The organism is Arthrobacter cavernae (assembly GCF_017368795.1).
Classification (GTDB): domain Bacteria; phylum Actinomycetota; class Actinomycetes; order Actinomycetales; family Micrococcaceae; genus Arthrobacter; species Arthrobacter cavernae.
Genome location: NZ_JAFNLL010000045.1, coordinates 16,684 through 35,724, shown reverse-complemented (window position 1 = coordinate 35,724; position 19,041 = coordinate 16,684). Strand labels below are relative to the sequence as shown.

Sequence of the window (19,041 nt, the reverse complement as noted above, 5' to 3'; positions counted from 1 at the left end):
TGGCGTGCCCCGCGGCGTCTGGCTAGGCTCGGTGCGTGGCTGATACCAAGGCAAGATACCGTGTCCAGCAATTCCGTGCCGCCGAACGGGAGACCCCTGACTATGGCCGCTCCACCGCCTGGGTACAGGCGGTGGGCCTCGGCTTCCACCAGCAGCACCGCAGCGACGAGTACGTGGAGAAGGCCCTGTCCGCCTACCGTGTGGACAACCGCGAACTGACCGGCGTCTACGTTGACGGTGATGCGCCCGCGCATGCCCTGGCCGCCACCGTGCCTGTGGCCACGTACGCAACCATGCGCAAGCCCCTCAACATCGGCTACGGGCGCCAGCTGGACTCCCGCCTGGTCACGTCAGTCACTGTGCGCGGCACGCACCGCCGCCAGGGCCTCCTCCGCGGCCTGATCACGGCAGACCTTGCCGCTGCCAAGGACGAGGGCCTGGCCATGGCAGCCCTCACGGCTTCCGAGGGGTCCATCTACGGCCGCTTTGGCTTCGGCGTTGCCACCACGGAACGCAGCATCGCGGTGGACACCGGCCCCCGCTTCCGGCTGCGCTGGGAGGCCACCGGCACGGTTGAAGCCGCGGACGCCTCGGTGTTGCTGGACCTCGCACCCCTGGTGTTCGCCCGCGTGCACCGGCACACGCCAGGCTCCATCGGGCGGCAGGAGTACTACCGCCACCTGGCCTCGGGCGCCATCGGCCGCGACGGACTGCCGGACGCCACCGTCAGGTGCGCGCTGCACTACGACTCCGCAGGCACGGTGGACGGCTACGTCGCCTACCGCTTCAAGGGCTGGGACACCAAGCCGTACACCATGGAAGTCGTGGATCTCGTGGCCGCCACTGATGCGGCGTACCTGGAACTGTGGCAGTACCTCGGCAGCATCGACCTCATCGAACGCGTCACCTGGGAAGAGGCCCCTGTGGAGGATCCGCTCACTTGGGCGTTGCAGGATCCCCGCTGTATCGAGTCCTCCGCCGTACGGGATATGCTGTGGCTGCGAATCCTCGATGCCCCAGCAGCGCTGGCCGCCCGGCGCTATTCAGCCGACAGCCGCCTGGTGTTGGAGATCAAGGATGCGCTTGGCTTTGCCTCCGGCGTGTGGGTTCTGGAGTCCGACGGCGGTGCTGCCGCCGTCGCGGGAGCGCCTGCGGGGACGGAACCGGATCTGACCCTGGACGTGGCGGACCTCGGTTCCATGTACCTGGGCACCGTCTCGCCCGTGACCCTGTCGGCGGCGGGCCGGATCCGCGAGCACACGCAGGGGGCCACCTTCACCGCCGGCCGGATGTTCGCCGTCGAACGCCCGGCGCACTGCCTCACCCACTTCTAGAAACGCGTAAGGGAAATACATGGGGGAAATACTTCGGCCGGTCATGACCGGGCGCCGAGCCGTCCTGCTCGGGATGGCCGGGCTGGCGTCGGCGGCACTGGCCGCCTGCGTCGCTCCCGACGCCGGCCGGCCGGGTGGGTCTGCAGCCCCCGGGGCTGGATCCACCGGCGCGGTGGTCACCGGCACGGCGGGCGACGCGGTGTCTCCGCACCCGCCGGTGACCGCGGAGGCAACGCCGACGCAGGAGCCGGCCCACGCCGTCGGGCAATCCGCCGCAGCGGCACCCGATGCCACCCGTGCCCCGGTGCCGTCCAAAGAGCAGATCATCGCCGAATTCGCCGGGCTCCATCCCAAGGAATGGGGGCTGCACGTCACGGGCGTCGTCAACAGCTCGGCCTCCCGCCATGCCGTGCTGACCTTTGACGCCTGCGGCGGGCCCGGCGGCACGGTCTGTGACCAGCAGCTTTTGGCGACGCTGCGCACCCTGAAAGTGCCCGCCACGCTGTTCATCAACCAGCGCTGGATCGAGGCCAACCCGGGGCTGGCCGCCGAGCTCGCCGCCGAGCCGCTCTTCGAACTGGCGAACCACGGCTCCCAGCACCGGCCCTTGTCAGTCGCCGGCCAGTCCGCCTACGGCATTCCCGGGACCGCCGGCGTCGGCGCCGCGTACGACGAGATCATGGGCAACCAGCAGGTCCTTGAGCAGCTCACCGGCAAAACTGCACGGTTCTTCCGCCCGGGCACGGCCTTCTATGACGAGGTGACGGCCGCCATCACCCGCCGGCTGGGAATGCTGCCGGTCAACTTCACCATCAACGGCGACGCCGGGGCCAGCTACCCTGCAGCGGCCGTTGCCGCCGAGGTGGGACGGACCGGTCCGGGGGACATCGTGATCTCGCATTTCAACAAGCCCGGCAGCGGGACTGCGGCGGGATACGCCAGTGCCCTGCCACGCCTGCTCGACTCCGGCATCAGTTTCGCAAAGCTCGGAGACGCACTGCCAGCGTGAGCGTCTTGTCCCTGGCAGGCACACGTTGGAAACTTGAGCATGGGACCGCGTCCGCTTCCCGGGCGGCGGCCGACAGGCACGAGTCGAGAGCTGTGCGCCATGAACGAATTACCAGCCGCAGTTGAAACCTCCGCAGCACAGGAATTAGGTGCGGAACTGGCGCGCCTGGCGATCGGACGGGTGGCACCGGACGAAATGCTGGTCTTCGCTGAAACCGCTGATGAGTACTTCGCCGATCCCGCGGGAACCCTGAAGGCGCAGCGGGGTGATGAGCCAGTCGGATTCGGTCTTGAACTGGCCCTGCTGGCGCCGTTTGCCCTCGCCGTCGGCGGCTTTGTGGTCCAGTTTCTCGGGGAACTCTTCGCGGACACGGCCAAGGACCTGGCCAAGACCCCGGTGGAAGCCTTCATCCGCCGACTGCTGAAGCTTCCCGGCGGGACAGCAGCCGCGGCAGGGGAGCAGCTCACGGCGGATCAGCAAGAGCGTGTCTTCACAGCTGCAGTGCGGGAGGGTGAGCGCCTGGGCCTGCCGACGGACACCGCCACGCTCCTGGGGCACGCCCTGGTGGGCTCGCTCGCCGTCGGACCGTAGCGCCGGCGGCAGCAGGTGGATGCCCGTGAGCCGCACCCCGCCCTTGCAGTCGAGGGCAACCGGGTCAACGTCTTGGCCTACCCGCCGCCCACGACCGGCCAGTTCGTGGTGTTCGTAGCCGCGCTGCTGACCGCCGGACTGTTCGTAGGCACGTGGCTGCACAACGAGATTCTTGGCGCCAGCTGGACGCGGTCCGTACTGCTATGTGAGGCTTCCGCCCAGGACGCCGGTGCAGGCCTGCCGCCGGGGGAGGCCTTCCTGGCCAGGACTTTGGCAGCGCAGCAGTGCGCCGGCCCGGTCGAGCGGATCCGGGTTCTGTGGTCAGCTGGCGGCACTGCCATGGTGGCGCTTGGAGCCGTTGCCCTCATGTATGTCCGCCCGGCCGTCATCCGGCGGCGACGCCGGCTCTCGAGGCCTACACCGGCGATGCGCCCAGTGCTCGAGCGCTTCGCAGGGCTCAGCGCCGAGGCCGGGCTGCGCCGTTGCCCTGCCTTGTTCATCGGCCCCACCCGGATGCGCGACGCTTTCTCCTTCGGCGTCCCGGGCGCCTACGCCGTGGCCCTGCCCAGGAAAGCAGTGGCCATGCTCCAGCGGCCGGGGGTCTTCGATGCGGTTGTCCGGCACGAGCTGGCGCACGTCCGGCACGGCGATGTGGCCTTGGCCTGGCTGGCTCGCAGCATTTGGTACGTCTTGGGGCCGGTGCTGCTGCTCCCCGTCGTGTGGGCCTTCATCCAGGGTGACCTGTCCCTGTTGCCGTCCTATTTGTGGCGGGTGGCCTTGCTGGCCGTGGTGGTCGAAGTCACCTCTGCGGGCTTGCTCAGGTCGCGCGAGCACGACGCCGATCTCGCCGCCGCCCGCGGACAAAGTCAACTGGCCGAACTATGGACGTGCCTGGGCTTGTTGCCCGCTCGGAGAACTGCGTGGCTGCGGCGGGTGACGGCCCGCCACCCTGACGCAGACCGCCGTCGGGAAGTGCTGGAATCCCCGCACCGCGCGGCGAGGATCGGATTTCTGGACGGGCTGGCCGCAGCGTTTCTGGCAGCCTTGGGCGTGCCGCTCGTAGTCGGCGCCGCGGTGACGCTGACCGCGGGCACCGGCCTGACCCTCGCCGGCCAAGCCGCCGGCGCACTGCTTGCGGGCCCGCTTCTCGGGATCACCGTGGGCTTCGGGCTGTGGCGGGCCGCTCTCATGGAAGAGGCGGCCGCACTGCCCTCAACGCAGCCGCGGTTCTCCCGCTTGGCGGTGGCCGGCGGTGTGGCAGTCGGCCTGGCCCTCGGCCAGACCGCATCGTTGGCGCAGACCGGTGTGGAGCCCACCGGATTGACCACGCCGCTCTGGATCCTGGTGCCGGTGGTTCTGGGGGCTGCCTCGGTGGGCCTCAGCGCGAGCATGGCCACCACCTGGGCCCGGGCCGTCCGCATCTTTCCCCGGCCTTGGCCGGCCTGGTCCCTCGCCATGATGGTCAATGCGGTGCTGTTTGCTGCCGGGGCGTGGATGTGGGGCACGCTGCAGGCGGCACTGGACGGCATGGGCTGGGAGGGGACGCGGCTCTGGGTGCTGAGCGGCTTCTCCGAGCTGCCGCTCGTGGGCGCCGCGCTGTTCCTGGTGTCTGCGTCCGCGGCCGGCTTGATCCTTGCCGCGAGGGCCAGGGGCAGGCCGGACCCCGGGTGGCTGCTCGATGGCATTCCGGACCCGGCCGAGCCATCCCCTCGGGGAACGGGCACAGAAGTGCCTGGTCTTCTGTCCCAGTTCCTGGGCGGCGCCGCCGCGGGCGCCTTTACTGTCGCCGTCTTGGCGGTGTGGCGCCAACTGATTGGGCCGCTCGATACCTTCGCCGCGCGGGAGCAGCTCACGTGGACCGTGATCTGGGTCTGTGCGGCGGCGTGGGGCGCAGCCAGCCTGGCCGGGATAATCCTGCGGCCCGTCGAGGGGGCCGGGGCCGCTCTCGCAGGAGGAGCAACTGCCACTGTGGTGGGTGTGCTGGGCTTTGCTGTGATCAACACTTTGCGCGGGGGGCCGCTCACGCTCGAGCTTGTCGGATTCCTGCTGCGCCCGGCGCTTGGCCTCGGCTTTGCCTTGGGACTCACGGCCGGCCTTCTCGCGACGCTCCCGTGGCCGGCCCACGCCATGGCGGGAATCCGCAGCAGACTGCTCCTTGCCTCGACGGCGGCGGGAATGGCCGCCGTGGCCGCTGTGGGCGTCATCGCCTCCGCCCCCGTGCTGGTCGGCCCCCCGCCGCTTGCAGATGGCAGAACTCCGGGTGACCCCGGCGGCACCGCGATAGCGGAGGCCGAAGCGGCGGAGATCGAGCACTATGCTCAGGCGCTGGCCCCGGGCTACCTTTTTGCCTATCTCTTCGCAGATGAGCAACTCAGGGTTGCCGGAAATCTTCTCGATCGGGACCCGCCGGCCGCCCTGGGGCATCTGCGCAGCGTCGTCGTTCCGGCCGTCGCTGCCTTGCGCAGCGACGTCGAGCACTACGCACCGCGCACGCAGGAGGTACAGTCCGTCCACAACGAGCTGCTGGACGCGATCGGCCTCACCGGGCGAAAGCTTGAGCTCTTCGCAACCGCCATTGAACAAGGGGATGAATCCGCGTTGCTGGAGGGCGCGGCCCTGCAGGAGGAAGAACGCAGGCTCCTCTTGCGCTGGCAGGCCGGTGTCATTCGGCTGGGGAGCGGGCAGGCAGGCCCCTGACAGTTGTCTGTACGCTTTTGACCCGACTCGTCGCGAGCGACTAGAATAAACGGGCGTACTAGGTGCGCGTAAATTTACAATCCACAATTCAGGATGACCCGGCAACTTGCCGTGTCCTGCGGCTCGGATCCGGACCGCAGGCGGTTTGCCTGACCGATACTCTATCCACAACGGAGCCCCTACTACATGACCATCACCTCCACCGAGAAGCCCGGTACCCCCGTAGTCGCCATTAACGACATCGGTACCGCTGAGGACTTCCTCGCAGCTGTCGACGCCACCATCAAGTACTTCAACGACGGAGACCTCGTCGAAGGTACCGTCGTCAAGGTCGACCGCGACGAAGTTCTGCTCGACATCGGTTACAAGACCGAAGGTGTCATCCCTTCCCGCGAGCTTTCCATCAAGCACGACGTTGACCCGGGTGACGTTGTCGCCGTTGGCGATCTCGTCGAAGCCTTGGTTCTCACCAAGGAAGACAAAGAAGGCCGCCTGATCCTGTCCAAGAAGCGTGCTCAGTACGAGCGTGCCTGGGGCGACATTGAGAAGGTCAAGGAAGAAGACGGTGTCGTTACCGGTACCGTCATCGAGGTTGTCAAGGGTGGTCTTATCCTCGACATCGGTCTGCGCGGCTTCCTGCCCGCATCCCTCGTCGAGATGCGCCGCGTTCGCGACCTGGCTCCGTACATCGGTCAGCAGATCGAAGCCAAGATCATCGAGCTGGACAAGAACCGCAACAACGTTGTGCTGTCCCGCCGTGCATGGCTCGAGCAGACCCAGTCCGAGGTCCGTTCCACGTTCCTCAACAAGCTGGAAAAGGGCCAGGTTCGTCCGGGCGTTGTTTCCTCCATCGTCAACTTCGGTGCCTTCGTGGACCTGGGCGGCGTAGACGGCCTGGTTCACGTTTCCGAGCTGTCCTGGAAGCACATCGATCACCCGTCCGAGGTTGTCGAAGTTGGCCAGGAAGTCACCGTCGAGGTTCTCGAGGTCGACCTGGACCGCGAGCGCGTTTCCCTGTCGCTCAAGGCTACGCAGGAAGACCCGTGGCAGACCTTCGCCCGCACCCACGCCCTCGGCCAGGTTGTTCCGGGTAAGGTCACCAAGCTGGTTCCGTTCGGTGCGTTCGTTCGCGTCGAAGACGGCATCGAAGGCCTCGTGCACATCTCCGAGCTGGCTGTCCGCCACGTGGAGCTGGCTGAGCAGGTTGTCTCCGTTGGCGACGAACTGTTCGTCAAGGTCATCGACATCGACCTCGAGCGTCGCCGCATCTCCCTCTCCCTCAAGCAGGCCAACGAGGGCGTTGACGCCGACAGCACCGAGTTCGACCCGGCTCTGTACGGCATGGCCGCCGAGTACGACGAAGAGGGCAACTACAAGTACCCCGAGGGCTTCGACCCAGAGTCGAACGAATGGCTCGAAGGCTACGAGACCCAGCGCGCAGCTTGGGAGCAGCAGTACGCTGACGCCCAGGCCCGCTGGGAAGCCCACAAGAAGCAGGTTGCCCAGCACGCTGCCGACGACGCTGCAGCTGCAACGTCCGGTGACGGCGAGTCTGCTGCCACCAGCTACTCCTCCGAGCCGGCTGCTTCCGAGGCTACCTCGGGTGGCACCCTGGCATCCGACGAGGCCCTCGCAGCTCTGCGCGAGAAGCTGACCGGCAACTAATTCCGCTTCTCCCTTCACCGGGAACAGCTGAATAGCCACGAAGGGACCCCCGCCATTTGGCGGGGGTCCTTTTTGCATGCGCCTGCAGGGTCGCTGCTTCCGCGCCCCTTGCCGCCGTTCGCTCCTGTAACGGCTGGTGCGCGAAGCGGGAACGGGCGCGCCCGGGGTCCAGTTCAGACCAGGGGCAGCTGGGCGCGGACCGAGCCAAACTCCCCGGAGAGGGACGCGCCGGCCGAGCGCAGCAGGGCCTGGGCGGCACGGTTGGCGGGAGTCGTTTCCGCTCCCAGCACGGTGGCCCCGGCGGCTGCGGCCTCGGCGGCCACCAGGCGCAGTGCCAGGCGTCCGATCCCTTGGCCCCGGAAGCTCCGGCCCAGCCAGATGCCGGTCTCCACGGCAGCCGGTCCGCTTCGCTTCAGCCGGATGGATCCTGCGATCCTGCCGCCGCTCACGATGGCCCAGCTCTTCTCCCGTGACGCGCCGTCGAGCCCTGTCATGGCGTCCCGGTGGTACTTCCGGAACCATTCGATCCGTGCGGCATTCCAGCCAAGACCCAACGGCGGCGTGACCTCGTCCGGCTCTGCGTCTCCCAGCGCCAGCCCGAGCAGCAGTTCCAGCACGTCCTCGCTCACGTCAAGCAGTTGGACATCAAGCGGGCGGACGTCCGGCGATTCAGCCCTGGACATCGATCCACTCCGTTCCCTCCGGCTGGAGCACGGCCGCCCCGGCGGTCAGGGACGCAAGCCGGGCGCCGGCGTCGTTGATTGCTGCCGGCTCATCCGGAAGCGCCAGCCGCAGCACCGTCTCACTGGGCCCATATCCGGTCTCCGCCATGACGTAGCCGGCGGCGCGGAGCTCGTTCTCCAGCCGGCCGGCGGCGGCGTGCGGAACGCTGACCGCGCACAGCCGCAGGCGGCGCCGCTGCACCAGCGGTGCGGCATCGAGCGCGGTCGAGACCGACTCCGAATAGGCCCGCACTAGCCCGCCCGCGCCGAGCAGGATCCCGCCGAAATAGCGCACGACGACGGCACTGATGTCGCTGAGGTCCGTCACCGCAGGCTGTGTCTCGCGTTTGATGAGTGCCTCCAGCATGGGGATGCCGGCGGTGCCGGAGGGTTCGCCGTCGTCGCTGGAGCGCTGGACCATGCGGTCGGGGCCGATCACGAAGGCCGAGCAGTGGTGGCGGGCGTCGTGGAATTCCTTCCGGAGGTCCGCGACGAGGGCGCGGGCGGCGTCTTCGTCGCCGCAGCGCCGCAGCACGGTGATGAAGCGGGAACGCTTGATCTCCAGCTCATGGCCGAAGTCCGGGCCCGCAGCCAGCGTCGTATACGCCGTAGCCCGGCTGTCTTCCTCGATTTCCACCGCTTCAGTTTAGTCTGGAGGGGTGCTGAAGATCGGGCTGACGGGCGGCATCGCCTCGGGTAAATCACTGGTGGCGTCAACGTTGAAGGAACTCGGCGCAGTGCTCATCGACGCCGACGTCATCGCGCGGGAGGTCGTCGAACCGGGAACCCCGGGCCTCGCCCGTGTGGTGGAGGCCTTTGGCCCGGGCGTTCTCGATGTCGGCGGCCGGCTGGACCGCCCGGCGCTCGGCGCAATCGTGTTCAAGGAGCCGGCGCGGCGGGAGGTGCTCAACGGCATCATCCACCCCCTGGTGCGGGAGCGCGCCGCCGCGATGCTTTCCGCCGCGGCCTCCGGCGACGTCGTCGTCCAGGACATTCCGCTCCTCGTCGAAACCGGCCAGGGCAGCAGCTTCCACCTGGTGCTGGTGGTCGATGCCCCGGATGCGGTCCGCGTCCGGCGCATGGTGGAGTACCGCGGCATGACACCGGATGAGGCAGCTTCCCGCATGGCCGCGCAGTCCACCCGCGCCGAACGCCTCGCCGCCGCGGACGTGGTCTTGGACAATTCGGGCGGCGTGGAGGAGATCCGCGCCCGCGTCCAGGAACTGTGGGAGCAGCGCCTGCTCCCGTTCGCCCGGAACCTGGCCGCGTCACGCACGGCGCCCGGTTCCGGGGGACCGCTCATCGTTCCTGCTGATCCGGACTGGCCCGCGCAGGCCGGGCGGCTGATCGAGCGGCTCGGGAAGGTTTCGCCGGAGATGCTCGGCGTGGAGCACATCGGATCCACCTCGGTGCCGGGCCTGGACGCGAAGGACGTCATCGATCTGCAGGTGGCCGTCTCCTCGCTGGCGGTGGCGGACCGGATGGCCGGGGAGCTGGCCGGGGCAGGATTCCCCGTGAAGGCCGGAATCGTCCGGGACACCCCCAAACCACCGGACGCCGACCCCTCCGCCTGGCAGAAACGCTTCCACAGCAACGCAGACCCCGGCCGGGCAGCCAACGTCCACGTCAGGGTGCAGGGCAGCCCGGGCTGGCGCTACGCCCTGCTGCTGCGCGACTGGCTGCGCGCCAACCCTGAAGCCGCGGCCCTGTACGCGGCCGAGAAGCACCGGCTCGCCGCCCTGCATGCCGGCGACGGCGGGACGCTGGGCTACGCGGAGGCGAAGGAACCGTGGTTCACGGAGGTGGCTTGGCCGGAGATGGAGTCGTGGGCCCGGCAGAGCGGCTGGCAGCCGAAACGCGGACAGTAACTGTCCGGGGGCAGGGGTAGATTTGTTCCATGAGCCTTGCCCAGGAGATCAACCGTGTCGTCGCGCCCTTCGAGGTCATCAGCGAATTCCAGCCGGCGGGTGACCAGCCGGCCGCCATCGCGGAGCTGACCGAACGAATCAGGAACGGCGAGAAAGATGTGGTGCTGCTCGGCGCCACCGGCACCGGCAAGAGCGCCACCACGGCCTGGCTGATCGAGCAGGTCCAGCGCCCCACCCTGGTGATGGTCCAGAACAAGACCCTTGCGGCGCAGCTCGCCAACGAATTCCGTGAGCTCCTGCCCAACAACGCGGTGGAGTACTTCGTCTCGTACTACGACTACTACCAGCCGGAAGCCTACGTCCCGCAGACGGACACCTTCATCGAGAAGGACTCCTCCGTGAACGAGGAAGTGGAGCGGCTGCGGCACTCAGCCACCAACTCCCTCCTGACCCGGCGCGACGTCATCGTGGTGGCCACGGTGTCCTGCATCTACGGCCTGGGCACCCCCGAGGAATACATCGCCGGCATGGTCACGCTCCGCAAGGGCGCGGAAATGAACCGGGACGATCTCCTGCGCAAGTTCGTCTCCATGCAGTACACGCGCAACGACATGGACTTCCACCGCGGCACTTTCCGGGTCCGCGGCGACACCGTGGAAATCATCCCCATGTATGAGGAACTCGCCCTGCGCATCGAGTTCTTCGGCGATGAAATCGAGAACATCTACACGCTGCACCCGGTCACGGGCGAGGTCATCCGCGAGGAAACCGAGATGTACATCTTCCCGGCCTCGCACTACGTCGCCGGCCCCGAACGCATGAACCGCGCCATCACGGCCATCGAGGACGAGCTCGCCGAGAGGCTCAAGGTCCTGGAGGGCCAGAACAAGCTCGTCGAGGCCCAGCGGCTGCGCATGCGCACCACCTACGACCTCGAGATGATGCAGCAAATGGGTTTCTGCAACGGCATCGAGAACTACTCCCGGCACATCGACGGCCGCGCTGGCGGCACCGCCCCGCACTGCCTCATCGACTACTTCCCGGACGACTTCCTGCTGGTCATCGACGAATCCCATGTGACGGTACCGCAGATCGGCGCCATGTACGAAGGCGACATGTCCCGCAAGCGCACACTGGTGGACCACGGCTTCCGGCTTCCCTCGGCCATGGACAACCGGCCGCTGAAATGGGACGAGTTCCTGGAACGCGTCGGCCAGACGGTCTATCTGTCGGCCACGCCCGGCAAGTACGAACTCGGCAAGGCCGACGGCCACGTCCAGCAGATCATCCGCCCCACCGGGCTGATCGACCCCGAAGTCGTCGTCAAGCCCACCAAGGGCCAGATCGACGACCTCCTCGGCGAGATCCGGCTCCGCACCGGGCGCGACGAACGCGTCCTGGTCACCACCCTCACCAAGCGCATGGCCGAAGACCTCACCGACTACCTCCTGGGCCACGGCATCAAGGTCCAGTACCTGCACTCGGACGTGGATACCCTGCGCCGGGTGGAGCTCCTCCGCGAGCTGCGCATGGGCAGCTTCGACGTCCTCGTGGGCATCAACCTCCTCCGCGAAGGCCTGGACCTGCCCGAGGTGTCGCTGGTCAGCATCCTCGACGCCGACAAGGAAGGCTTCCTCCGTTCGGCCACCTCACTCATCCAGACCATCGGCCGTGCCGCCCGCAACGTCTCCGGCCAGGTCCACATGTACGCGGACCGCATCACGGACTCCATGGCCAAGGCGATCGACGAAACCAACCGGCGCCGGAAAATCCAGGTGCAGTACAACACCGACAACGGCATCGACCCCCAGCCGCTGCGCAAGAAGATCGCAGACATCACGGACCAGCTGGCCCGCGAGGACGCCGACACCAAGGAACTCCTGGCAGCCACGGGCAAGGGCCGCGGCAAGGGCAAGTCCGCCGTGACCGTCCGGGCCGACGGCCTGGCCGCCGCACCGGCGGAAGACCTGGTGGGGCTCATCGAACAGCTCACGGAGCAGATGCACGCCGCAGCGGCAGAACTGCAGTTCGAGATCGCCGCCAGGATCCGCGACGAGGTGGGCGAACTGAAGCGCGAACTGCGGCAGATGCAGTCCGCCGGGCACGCCTAGGGTAAAGTGAAGGTCACGTAGGGGAGTATCCCAAGCGCTACGTCCGTCAACACGCAAGGCACAGACGCCTCGCCGGGCCTAGCGGGCCGCCGTATCAGCTGTGAGTGACATTCAACACCAAGCGCAGCCGGCCGGAGAGACTTACACCGTTTTCCCGTACCCTGCGAAAGGCATTTTCATGCAACTCCCCGCTTGGTTCGAGATCGGCTCTTTTGTCGTTCTCGGAATCATCCTCCTGGTCGACCTCCTGCTGGTCGTTAAACGGCCCCACGAGCCCTCCATGAAGGAAGCCGGCCTGTGGGTCGCTTTCTACGTGACCCTCGCCCTGGTGTTCGCCGGCGCAATGTTCGCCTTCACGGGTGCTGAATACGGCGGACAGTTCGTTGCCGGCTGGGTGACTGAATACAGCCTCAGCATCGACAACCTGTTCGTCTTCATCATCATCATGGCCCGCTTCTCCGTACCCCGGAAGTACCAGCAGGAAGTCCTGATGGTGGGCATCATCATCGCGCTGATCCTGCGCGGCATCTTCATCCTCCTCGGCGCCATCGTGATCGAGCAGTTCAGCTGGGTGTTTTACATCTTCGGCGCGTTCCTGCTCTGGACTGCCTGGAAGCAGGCCCAGGACGAAGGTGAGGACGAAGAGGACAAGGAAAACCCGCTCATCGCCCGGATCCGTAAGGTCATGCCGATGTCGGAGAAGTTCGACGGCGGCAAGCTGCGCACCACGGTGGACGGCAAGAAGGTCTTCACGCCCATGCTGATCGTGTTCATCACCATCGGCCTGACCGACCTCCTCTTCGCAGTTGACTCGATTCCCGCGATCTTCGGCCTGACGCAGAGCCCGTTCATCGTCTTCACCGCCAACCTGTTCGCCCTCATGGGCCTGCGCCAGCTGTACTTCCTGCTGGGTGGCCTCATGAACCGCCTCATCTACCTGAAGCATGCGCTGTCCTTCATCCTGGCGTTCATCGGCGTGAAGCTTGTCCTGCACGCCATGCACGTGAACGAACTGCCGTTCATCAACGGTGGCAACCACATCGAATGGGCCCCGGAGATTCCGACATTCGTCTCCCTGGCCGTCATCGTGGGCACCATCATCGTTGCCGTGATTGCCAGCCTCATGAGCTCCAAGGCAAAGGCGGCCCACCTGGACGCCCGTCTCGAGGAAGACGCGCGCAAGAGCCTGAGCGAAGCCGAGTAAGCAGGCCGCACACACGGTAGTCTCGTGAAGTGATCTCTACTTCGACGACGGCGCTGGACCCGCACCGGGTCCAGCGCCGTTCCGTTTTCCTGCTCAGTTCGGCCCAGCTGCTCAGCGGCATCGGCAACGGTGCCACGCTGTCCATCGGCTCCCTGCTCGCCGTGGACCTTTCCGGCTCGGACGCCTGGGCGGGGTCCGTGACCACCATCATGACCTTGGCTGCCGCGGTGGCCGCGCTGCCCCTCGCCGGCCTCGCCGAGCGGCGGGGACGGCGCATTGGCCTGGTGACCGGGCTCGTCGCAGCCATGGCCGGCGCCCTGCTGGTCATCGCTTCGGCGGTCACCGCCTCCTTCGTGCTCCTGCTTCTGGGGGCCGCGCTCCTGGGGCTCGGCACGGCGTCGAACCTGCAGGCGCGTTTCGCCGCCGTCGACCTCGCCGATCCGGAACGCCGCGGACGCTCCCTGTCCACGGTGGTCTGGGCCGTCACCATCGGCGCCGTGGCCGGGCCCAACCTCATCCAGCCGGGCGCAGTCGTCGGCACCGCACTGGGCCTGCCGGCGATCGCCGGACCCTTCGTCTTCTCTGCCGCTGGCCTGCTCCTGGCTGCGGTGCTGCTCTTTGCCGGGCTGCGTCCGGACCCGCTGCTGCTCGCCCGGAAAATTCGGAGCACCGGCGACGGGGCTGCCGCCGGCGACGGGGCTGCCGTCTCCGCGGCGCCCGCCAGGAAGCGCTCCCTGTCCGAGGGGATGCGGGCCGTCCGCGCCTCACCGCACGCGACGCTGGCCCTGCTCGCGATCGTGGCCGCGCACGGAATCATGGTGGCCGTCATGTCCATGACGCCGCTCCATCTGCAGCAGATGCTCGGCGGCTCCCACGCCGGGCACCACGGTGGCGGCCCGGGCACGGATGCCCTGGTGGTCATCGGCTTCACGATTTCCCTGCACATCGCAGGAATGTTCGCACTGTCGCCGCTCATGGGCTGGCTCACCGACCGCGTGGGACGCACCAGCACGATTGCCCTAGGCTTCGCGCTGCTGGTGCTGGCGGTCGGCCTGGCAGGCTTCGGGCAGCACAGCACGGCGCTGGTCCCCACCGGACTGGTGATGCTGGGCCTGGGCTGGTCGGCAGCGACCATTGCCGGTTCCACCCTGCTGGCCGAGAGCGTGGCCCAGGAACAGCGGGTCACCGTCCAGGGCGTCTCGGACACCGTGATGGGGGCCGCGGGTGCCCTTGGCGGAGCGTCGTCCGGGCTGGTCCTGGCCTGGGTGGGCTACCAGGGTCTGAACATCGCGGCGGGGGTCCTCGGGCTTGCGGTGCTGCTTGTCGCGGCTGCCGCCGCGGCAAAGCGCCCGGCCGCGGAGGGTGGACGCTTCACCGGCTAGGCCAACCGCCGCCGGGCAGTGCCGCCGCAGCTTAGCGTTGGCCCCGGACCATGCCAAAGAGCCGTGCGAAGATGCCTTCGCCGTCCTCGGCGATGCCGTCGTGGTGGAAATCGTCGGTGACCCAGGCCTGCAGGCCGCGGATAGCCCCGGCTGTTTCCATGGACAGTCCGTGGTCCACGTAGATGTCGTCCTTGTAGACCGCGGCCGCGACGGGGACCGTGTTCGCGGCCAGCCGCTCGACGTCGTAGAGCGGCTTCCAGTCGTCCTTGGCCGCCAGCAGCTCCGCTACCTCGCGCAGCGGTACCAGTGCCGGATCCTGCTCGAAGTACCAGGGATACACCATCTCGCCGGTCAGCAGGGGATGGGTGGCGTCCGGCCGGAACTCCGCGAATTCCTCGAGGACGCGGTGCGCCGCCCAGTTGGTGGCCTGCCCCTGCCCGTAGATGGATTCGTGCATCACGGCATAGAGCGGGTTGCCGGAGCGGCCCACGATGGGGCGGAGCTGCTCCAGGAATGCGTCGGAGAGGCGCTCCCCGGCCGGGCCTTCGACGAAGGCGTCCTCCAGCAGGTTGTGCAGGGCATCCACCCGGGTGTTGCCGCCCAGGAACGAGCCGGCCATCTGGAAGCGCTCCACGGTGAGCCGCCCGCCGTCGGGCAGGTATTCCTCGTGCTGCTCAAGGTGCCGGGCGATCCGGGTGACGAGCGCCCGGTCTTCCGGGTACCAGCCGAAGTATTCGGCGTTCCGTTCGGCGACCCGTTGGAAGGTGGCCCGGTAGACCCGTTCGGCCGGGCCCTGCAAGGGGGCGAGGCCGCCGGTGATGAGGACCTCGCGGAGGCCTTCCGGGGCGTAGGAAAGGTAGCTCAGCGCGCAGAAGCCACCGAAGCTCTGCCCGAACACCGTCCAGGGCCGGTCCCCTGCGAGGATCCCGCGGATGGCCTCCGCGTCCGCCACGATCGAATCGGCGCGGAAATGCGTCAGGTACCTGGCCTGCGCTGCGGCGTCGCCACGCAGCGGCAGGGTGGTCCGGTCGGCGGGGGAGGACAGGCCGGTCCCGCGCTGGTCCAGCATGAGGATGCGGAAGTCGCGGGCGGCCGCCTTCATCCAGCCGGAAAAGCTCGAGATGCGGTTGCCGCGGCCACCGGGTCCGCCCTGCAGGAACAGCAGCCAGGGCAGTTCGCCGGCCTCCGCTTCGCTGTGCTCCGTGGAACTGTACTCCCGCGCAAAGACGGTGATGCTCTCGCCGTCCGGCACTGAGTGGTCCAGGGGGAGGGAGAAACAGTGCTCAGCGGTGCGTACTCCGCGGAACTCGTGGCGTGCGCGGATGGAATGCCGTTCAGCCACGGCTGGCAGCCTTCGCACCCATCCCGAACTCCACACCACCGAACTCCGCCAGGGCGTCGCCGGTGAGGCGGAACGTGGACCATTCCTCCATGGGGAAGGCGCCAAGGTTCTTGTAGAAGTTGATGGATGGTTCGTTCCAGTTCAGGACGGACCATTCCACTCGTGCGTAGCCGCGCTCGACGGCGGTGGCCGCCAGATGCTGCAGCAGCGCCTTGCCGTGGCCTTCGCCACGCGCTTCCGGGGTGACGTAGAGGTCCTCCAGGTATATGCCGTGGACGCCCTCCCACGTGGAGTAGTTCAGGAACCACAGCGCGAAGCCCTGCACCTCGCCGGCGGCGTTTTCGGCCATGTGGGCGTACACGCGGGGGTTGTCCCCGAAGAGGACGTCGCGGAGCATTTCCGGGGTGTTCTTCACGGCATCGGGTTCTTTTTCGTACACCGCGAGCTCATGGATCATGTGCAGGATGGCGGGGACGTCGTCAACGGCGGCAGGGCGGATTACACTCATGCATTCGAGCTTACTAGGGACCCGCAGCCACCGGAGCCGGGAGCTGCGCCGGCTACAGCCTGTTGACGTCCGTGACGCGGACCACCGCGGTGCCGCTCTCGTCGGAGGCCGCCAGGTCCACCTCCGCGGAGATGCCCCAGTCGTGGTTTCCGGCGGGGTCCTCGAAGATCTGCCGGACCTTCCACAGACCGGGTTCCTCCGTGATCATGAGCAGTCCGGGGCCGCGTGCGTCGGGGCCGGTGCCGATGTCGTCGTGCTCGTCGAAATAGTCGTCCAGCACGTCTTCCCAGCGTTCGGCATCCCAGCCGCTGCCGGCGTCGAGCTCGCCCAAGGCTGCCGAATCCTCGTCGGCGAACAGCTCCACGCGGCGGAACATTTCGTTCCGGACCATGACGCGGAACGCCCGGATGTTGGACGTGAGCGACGGCGGCGGGGGCGGCGGTGCGTCGTGCGGCGTCGGTGCCAGTCCGGAGGTGAGCTCCTCCCATTCGTCGAGGAGGCTCGAGTCGACCTGGCGCACCAGTTCACCGAGCCAGTCGATGAGGTCCTCAAGGTCCTCGCGCAGCGCATCCTGCGGGACGGTCTGGCGCAGGGCACGGAAGCCATCGGCCAGGTACCGCAGCACGATGCCCTCGGAGCGGGCCAGGCCGTAGAACTGGACGAACTCGCCGAAGTTCATGGCGCGCTCGTACATGTCGCGGATGATCGACTTGGGCGCGAGTTCGAAGTCGCCCACCCATGGTGCGGCCTTGCGGTATACCTCGAAGGCCTCGCCCAGGATCTCGGCGAGCGGCATTGGGTAGCTGATCTCGTCCAGCATGGCCATGCGCTGGCCGTAGTCGATCCCGTCCGCCTTCATGGCGGCCACTGCCTCGCCGCGCGCCTTCTTCAGCTGCGCGGAAAGGATCTGCCGGGGCTTCTCCAGCGTCGCCTCGATGACGGACACCACGTCCAGGGCGTACGACGGCGACTCCGGGTCCAGGAGCTCCAGCGCCGCCAGCGCGAAGGGGGACAACGGCTGGTTCAGGGCGAAGTTGGCCTGCAGGTGGACGGTGAGGCGCACTGTGCGGCCTTCCGTCTCCTGCTCATCCTCGGGGATCCGCTCCACCACGCCGGCAGCCAGAAGCTCCCGGTAGATGCTCAGGGCCTTCTTCATGAGCTGCAGCTGCGAAGCACGGGTCTCGTGGTTCTCGCTGAGCAGGCGGCGGGCGGCCACGAACGGGTCGCCCGGGCGCTCCATGATGTTGAGCATCATCGCGTGCGTGACGGTGAAGCTGGAGCCCAGCGGGTCCGGCACGGACTCCACCAGGCGGTCGAAGGTGGGACGGCCCCAGGAGACAAAGCCCTCCGGCGGTTTCTTCCGGACCACCTGCCGCAGCTTCTTCTGGTCATCACCGAATTTAGCGGTCGCCTTTGCCATGGCCTTGGCGTTCTCCACCACGTGCTCGGGAGCCTGCACCACCACGGTCCCGGCGGTGTCGTAGCCCGCCCGGCCCGCACGGCCGGCGATCTGGTGGAATTCCCGGGAGTTCAGCACCCGGGTGCGGACACCGTCGTACTTGCTCAGGGCGGTCAGCAGGACCGTGCGGATGGGCACATTGATCCCGACGCCGAGGGTGTCGGTGCCGCAGATGACCTTCAGCAGGCCGGCCTGGGCCAGCTGCTCCACCAGGCGGCGATACTTCGGCAGCATGCCCGCGTGGTGCACGCCGATGCCGTGGCGGACCAGCCGGTTGAGCGTCTTGCCGAAACCTGCGGCGAAGCGGAAGTTCGCGATCAGCTCGGCGATCTTGTCCTTCTCTTCGCGGCTGCACATGTTGATGCTCATCAGGTTCTGGGCGCGTTCGATCGCCTCGGCCTGGCTGAAGTGGACCACGTAGACGGGGACCTGCTTGGTGGCCAGGAGGTCTTCCAGGGTTTCGTGGACCGGGGTTTCCTGGAAGTAGTTGTGCAGGGGGATGGGCCGTTCGGCGGAGCTCACGGTAACCGTGGGCCGGCCCGTGAGTTCGCTCATGCCGGCTTCGAAACGGCCCACATCGCCCAGCGTTGCGGACATGAGCAGGAACTGGGCCTGGGGGAGTTCCAACAGGGGCACCTGCCAGGCCCAGCCGCGTTGCGGATCGGAGTAGAAATGGAACTCGTCCATGATGACGGCCCCCAGATCGGCCGCGACCCCTTCGCGCAGCGCGATGTTGGCCAGGATCTCGGCGGTGCAGCAGATGATGGGGGCGTCCTGGTTGACGCCGGAATCGCCGGTGATCATGCCGACGTTTTCCGCGCCGAAGATGTCGCAGAGGGCGAAGAACTTCTCGGACACCAGGGCCTTGATGGGGGCTGTGTAGTAGCTGCGTTGGCCCCGGGACATGGCCTCGAAGTGGGCCGCAATGGCCACGAGTGACTTGCCCGAGCCCGTGGGGGTCGCCAGGATCACGTTGGCGCCGGAGGCCAGCTCCATGATCGCCTCATCCTGGGCGGGGTACAGCTGCAGCCCACGGCTCTCGGTCCACTCCACAAACCGTGTGTAGATTTCGTCCGGGTTGGCGGGACCGGTGCCCGTTCCGGCGGCGGACGGTCCAGGGAGCTGATCAAGAAGTTTCATTGCCTTCCA

Annotated in this window: 14 protein-coding genes; 9 read left to right on the top strand and 5 right to left on the bottom strand. The window is 67.6% G+C overall.

The features are described 5' to 3' along the window. The first annotated feature begins 35 nt into the window (after positions 1 to 35). From J1902_RS15865 to rpsA, 5 genes are all read left to right on the top strand, one after another. On the top strand, positions 36 to 1,334 hold the full coding sequence (locus J1902_RS15865; RefSeq protein WP_207617283.1) for a GNAT family N-acetyltransferase: 1,299 nt from the start codon (positions 36 to 38) through the stop codon (positions 1,332 to 1,334). 43 nt (positions 1,335 to 1,377) lie between these two features. Then, positions 1,378 to 2,343 carry a polysaccharide deacetylase family protein gene (locus J1902_RS15860; protein ID WP_242702088.1) on the top strand — a complete coding sequence of 322 codons (966 nt, stop codon included), beginning with the start codon at positions 1,378 to 1,380 and terminating at the stop codon, positions 2,341 to 2,343. Between the two features lie 99 nt (positions 2,344 to 2,442). After that, positions 2,443 to 2,934 (top strand): hypothetical protein, encoded by a 492-nt coding sequence (locus J1902_RS15855; RefSeq protein WP_207617281.1) that lies wholly within the window; start codon positions 2,443 to 2,445, stop codon positions 2,932 to 2,934. A gap of 15 nt (positions 2,935 to 2,949) precedes the next feature. Next, positions 2,950 to 5,631, top strand: a complete 2,682-nt coding sequence (locus tag J1902_RS15850; RefSeq protein WP_207617280.1) for a M48 family metalloprotease — start codon at positions 2,950 to 2,952, stop codon at positions 5,629 to 5,631. Positions 5,632 to 5,817: 186 nt separating this feature from the next. After that, complete coding sequence (gene rpsA / locus J1902_RS15845; protein ID WP_207617279.1) at positions 5,818 to 7,296, top strand: 30S ribosomal protein S1; 1,479 nt, start codon at positions 5,818 to 5,820, stop codon at positions 7,294 to 7,296. A 173-nt stretch (positions 7,297 to 7,469) separates the two neighbouring features. On the opposite strand, the gene J1902_RS15840 is transcribed toward rpsA, so the two are convergent. Further along, positions 7,470 to 7,979, bottom strand: coding sequence for a GNAT family N-acetyltransferase (locus J1902_RS15840; protein WP_207617278.1), 510 nt, complete (start codon positions 7,977 to 7,979; stop codon positions 7,470 to 7,472). Next, complete coding sequence (locus J1902_RS15835) at positions 7,966 to 8,655, bottom strand: IMPACT family protein (protein ID WP_207617277.1); 690 nt, start codon at positions 8,653 to 8,655, stop codon at positions 7,966 to 7,968. Before J1902_RS15835 ends, J1902_RS15840 begins: the two co-directional genes overlap by 14 nt. Positions 8,656 to 8,677: 22 nt before the next feature. On the opposite strand from J1902_RS15835, the gene coaE reads away from it, so the two are divergent. The 4 genes from coaE (at position 8,678) to J1902_RS15815 (ending at position 14,583) form a co-directional block, all read left to right on the top strand. Next, complete coding sequence (gene coaE, locus J1902_RS15830; protein WP_207617276.1) at positions 8,678 to 9,886, top strand: dephospho-CoA kinase; 1,209 nt, start codon at positions 8,678 to 8,680, stop codon at positions 9,884 to 9,886. Between the two features lie 29 nt (positions 9,887 to 9,915). Next, the gene (gene uvrB / locus J1902_RS15825; protein ID WP_207617275.1) at positions 9,916 to 11,997 is read left to right on the top strand and encodes an excinuclease ABC subunit UvrB; all 2,082 of its coding nucleotides are present in this window, start codon (positions 9,916 to 9,918) and stop codon (positions 11,995 to 11,997) included. A gap of 178 nt (positions 11,998 to 12,175) precedes the next feature. Beyond that, positions 12,176 to 13,201 (top strand): TerC family protein, encoded by a 1,026-nt coding sequence (locus tag J1902_RS15820; RefSeq protein ID WP_207617274.1) that lies wholly within the window; start codon positions 12,176 to 12,178, stop codon positions 13,199 to 13,201. Between the two features lie 29 nt (positions 13,202 to 13,230). Beyond that, on the top strand, positions 13,231 to 14,583 hold the full coding sequence (locus J1902_RS15815) for an MFS transporter (protein ID WP_207617273.1): 1,353 nt from the start codon (positions 13,231 to 13,233) through the stop codon (positions 14,581 to 14,583). A 31-nt stretch (positions 14,584 to 14,614) separates the two neighbouring features. Here J1902_RS15815 and J1902_RS15810 read toward each other — a convergent pair whose 3' ends face one another. Genes J1902_RS15810 through J1902_RS15800 form a run of 3 tightly spaced genes read right to left on the bottom strand, consistent with a single transcriptional unit; the run spans position 14,615 to position 19,032 of the window. Next, a complete protein-coding gene (locus J1902_RS15810; protein ID WP_307794472.1) occupies positions 14,615 to 15,925 on the bottom strand; it encodes an alpha/beta fold hydrolase in 1,311 nt (436 codons plus the stop codon). After that, positions 15,918 to 16,433, bottom strand: a complete 516-nt coding sequence (locus J1902_RS15805; RefSeq protein ID WP_207617272.1) for a GNAT family N-acetyltransferase — start codon at positions 16,431 to 16,433, stop codon at positions 15,918 to 15,920. Before J1902_RS15805 ends, J1902_RS15810 begins: the two co-directional genes overlap by 8 nt. Positions 16,434 to 16,485: 52 nt before the next feature. Further along, on the bottom strand, positions 16,486 to 19,032 hold the full coding sequence (locus J1902_RS15800) for a DEAD/DEAH box helicase (protein ID WP_207617271.1): 2,547 nt from the start codon (positions 19,030 to 19,032) through the stop codon (positions 16,486 to 16,488). Positions 19,033 to 19,041 lie beyond the last annotated feature (9 nt).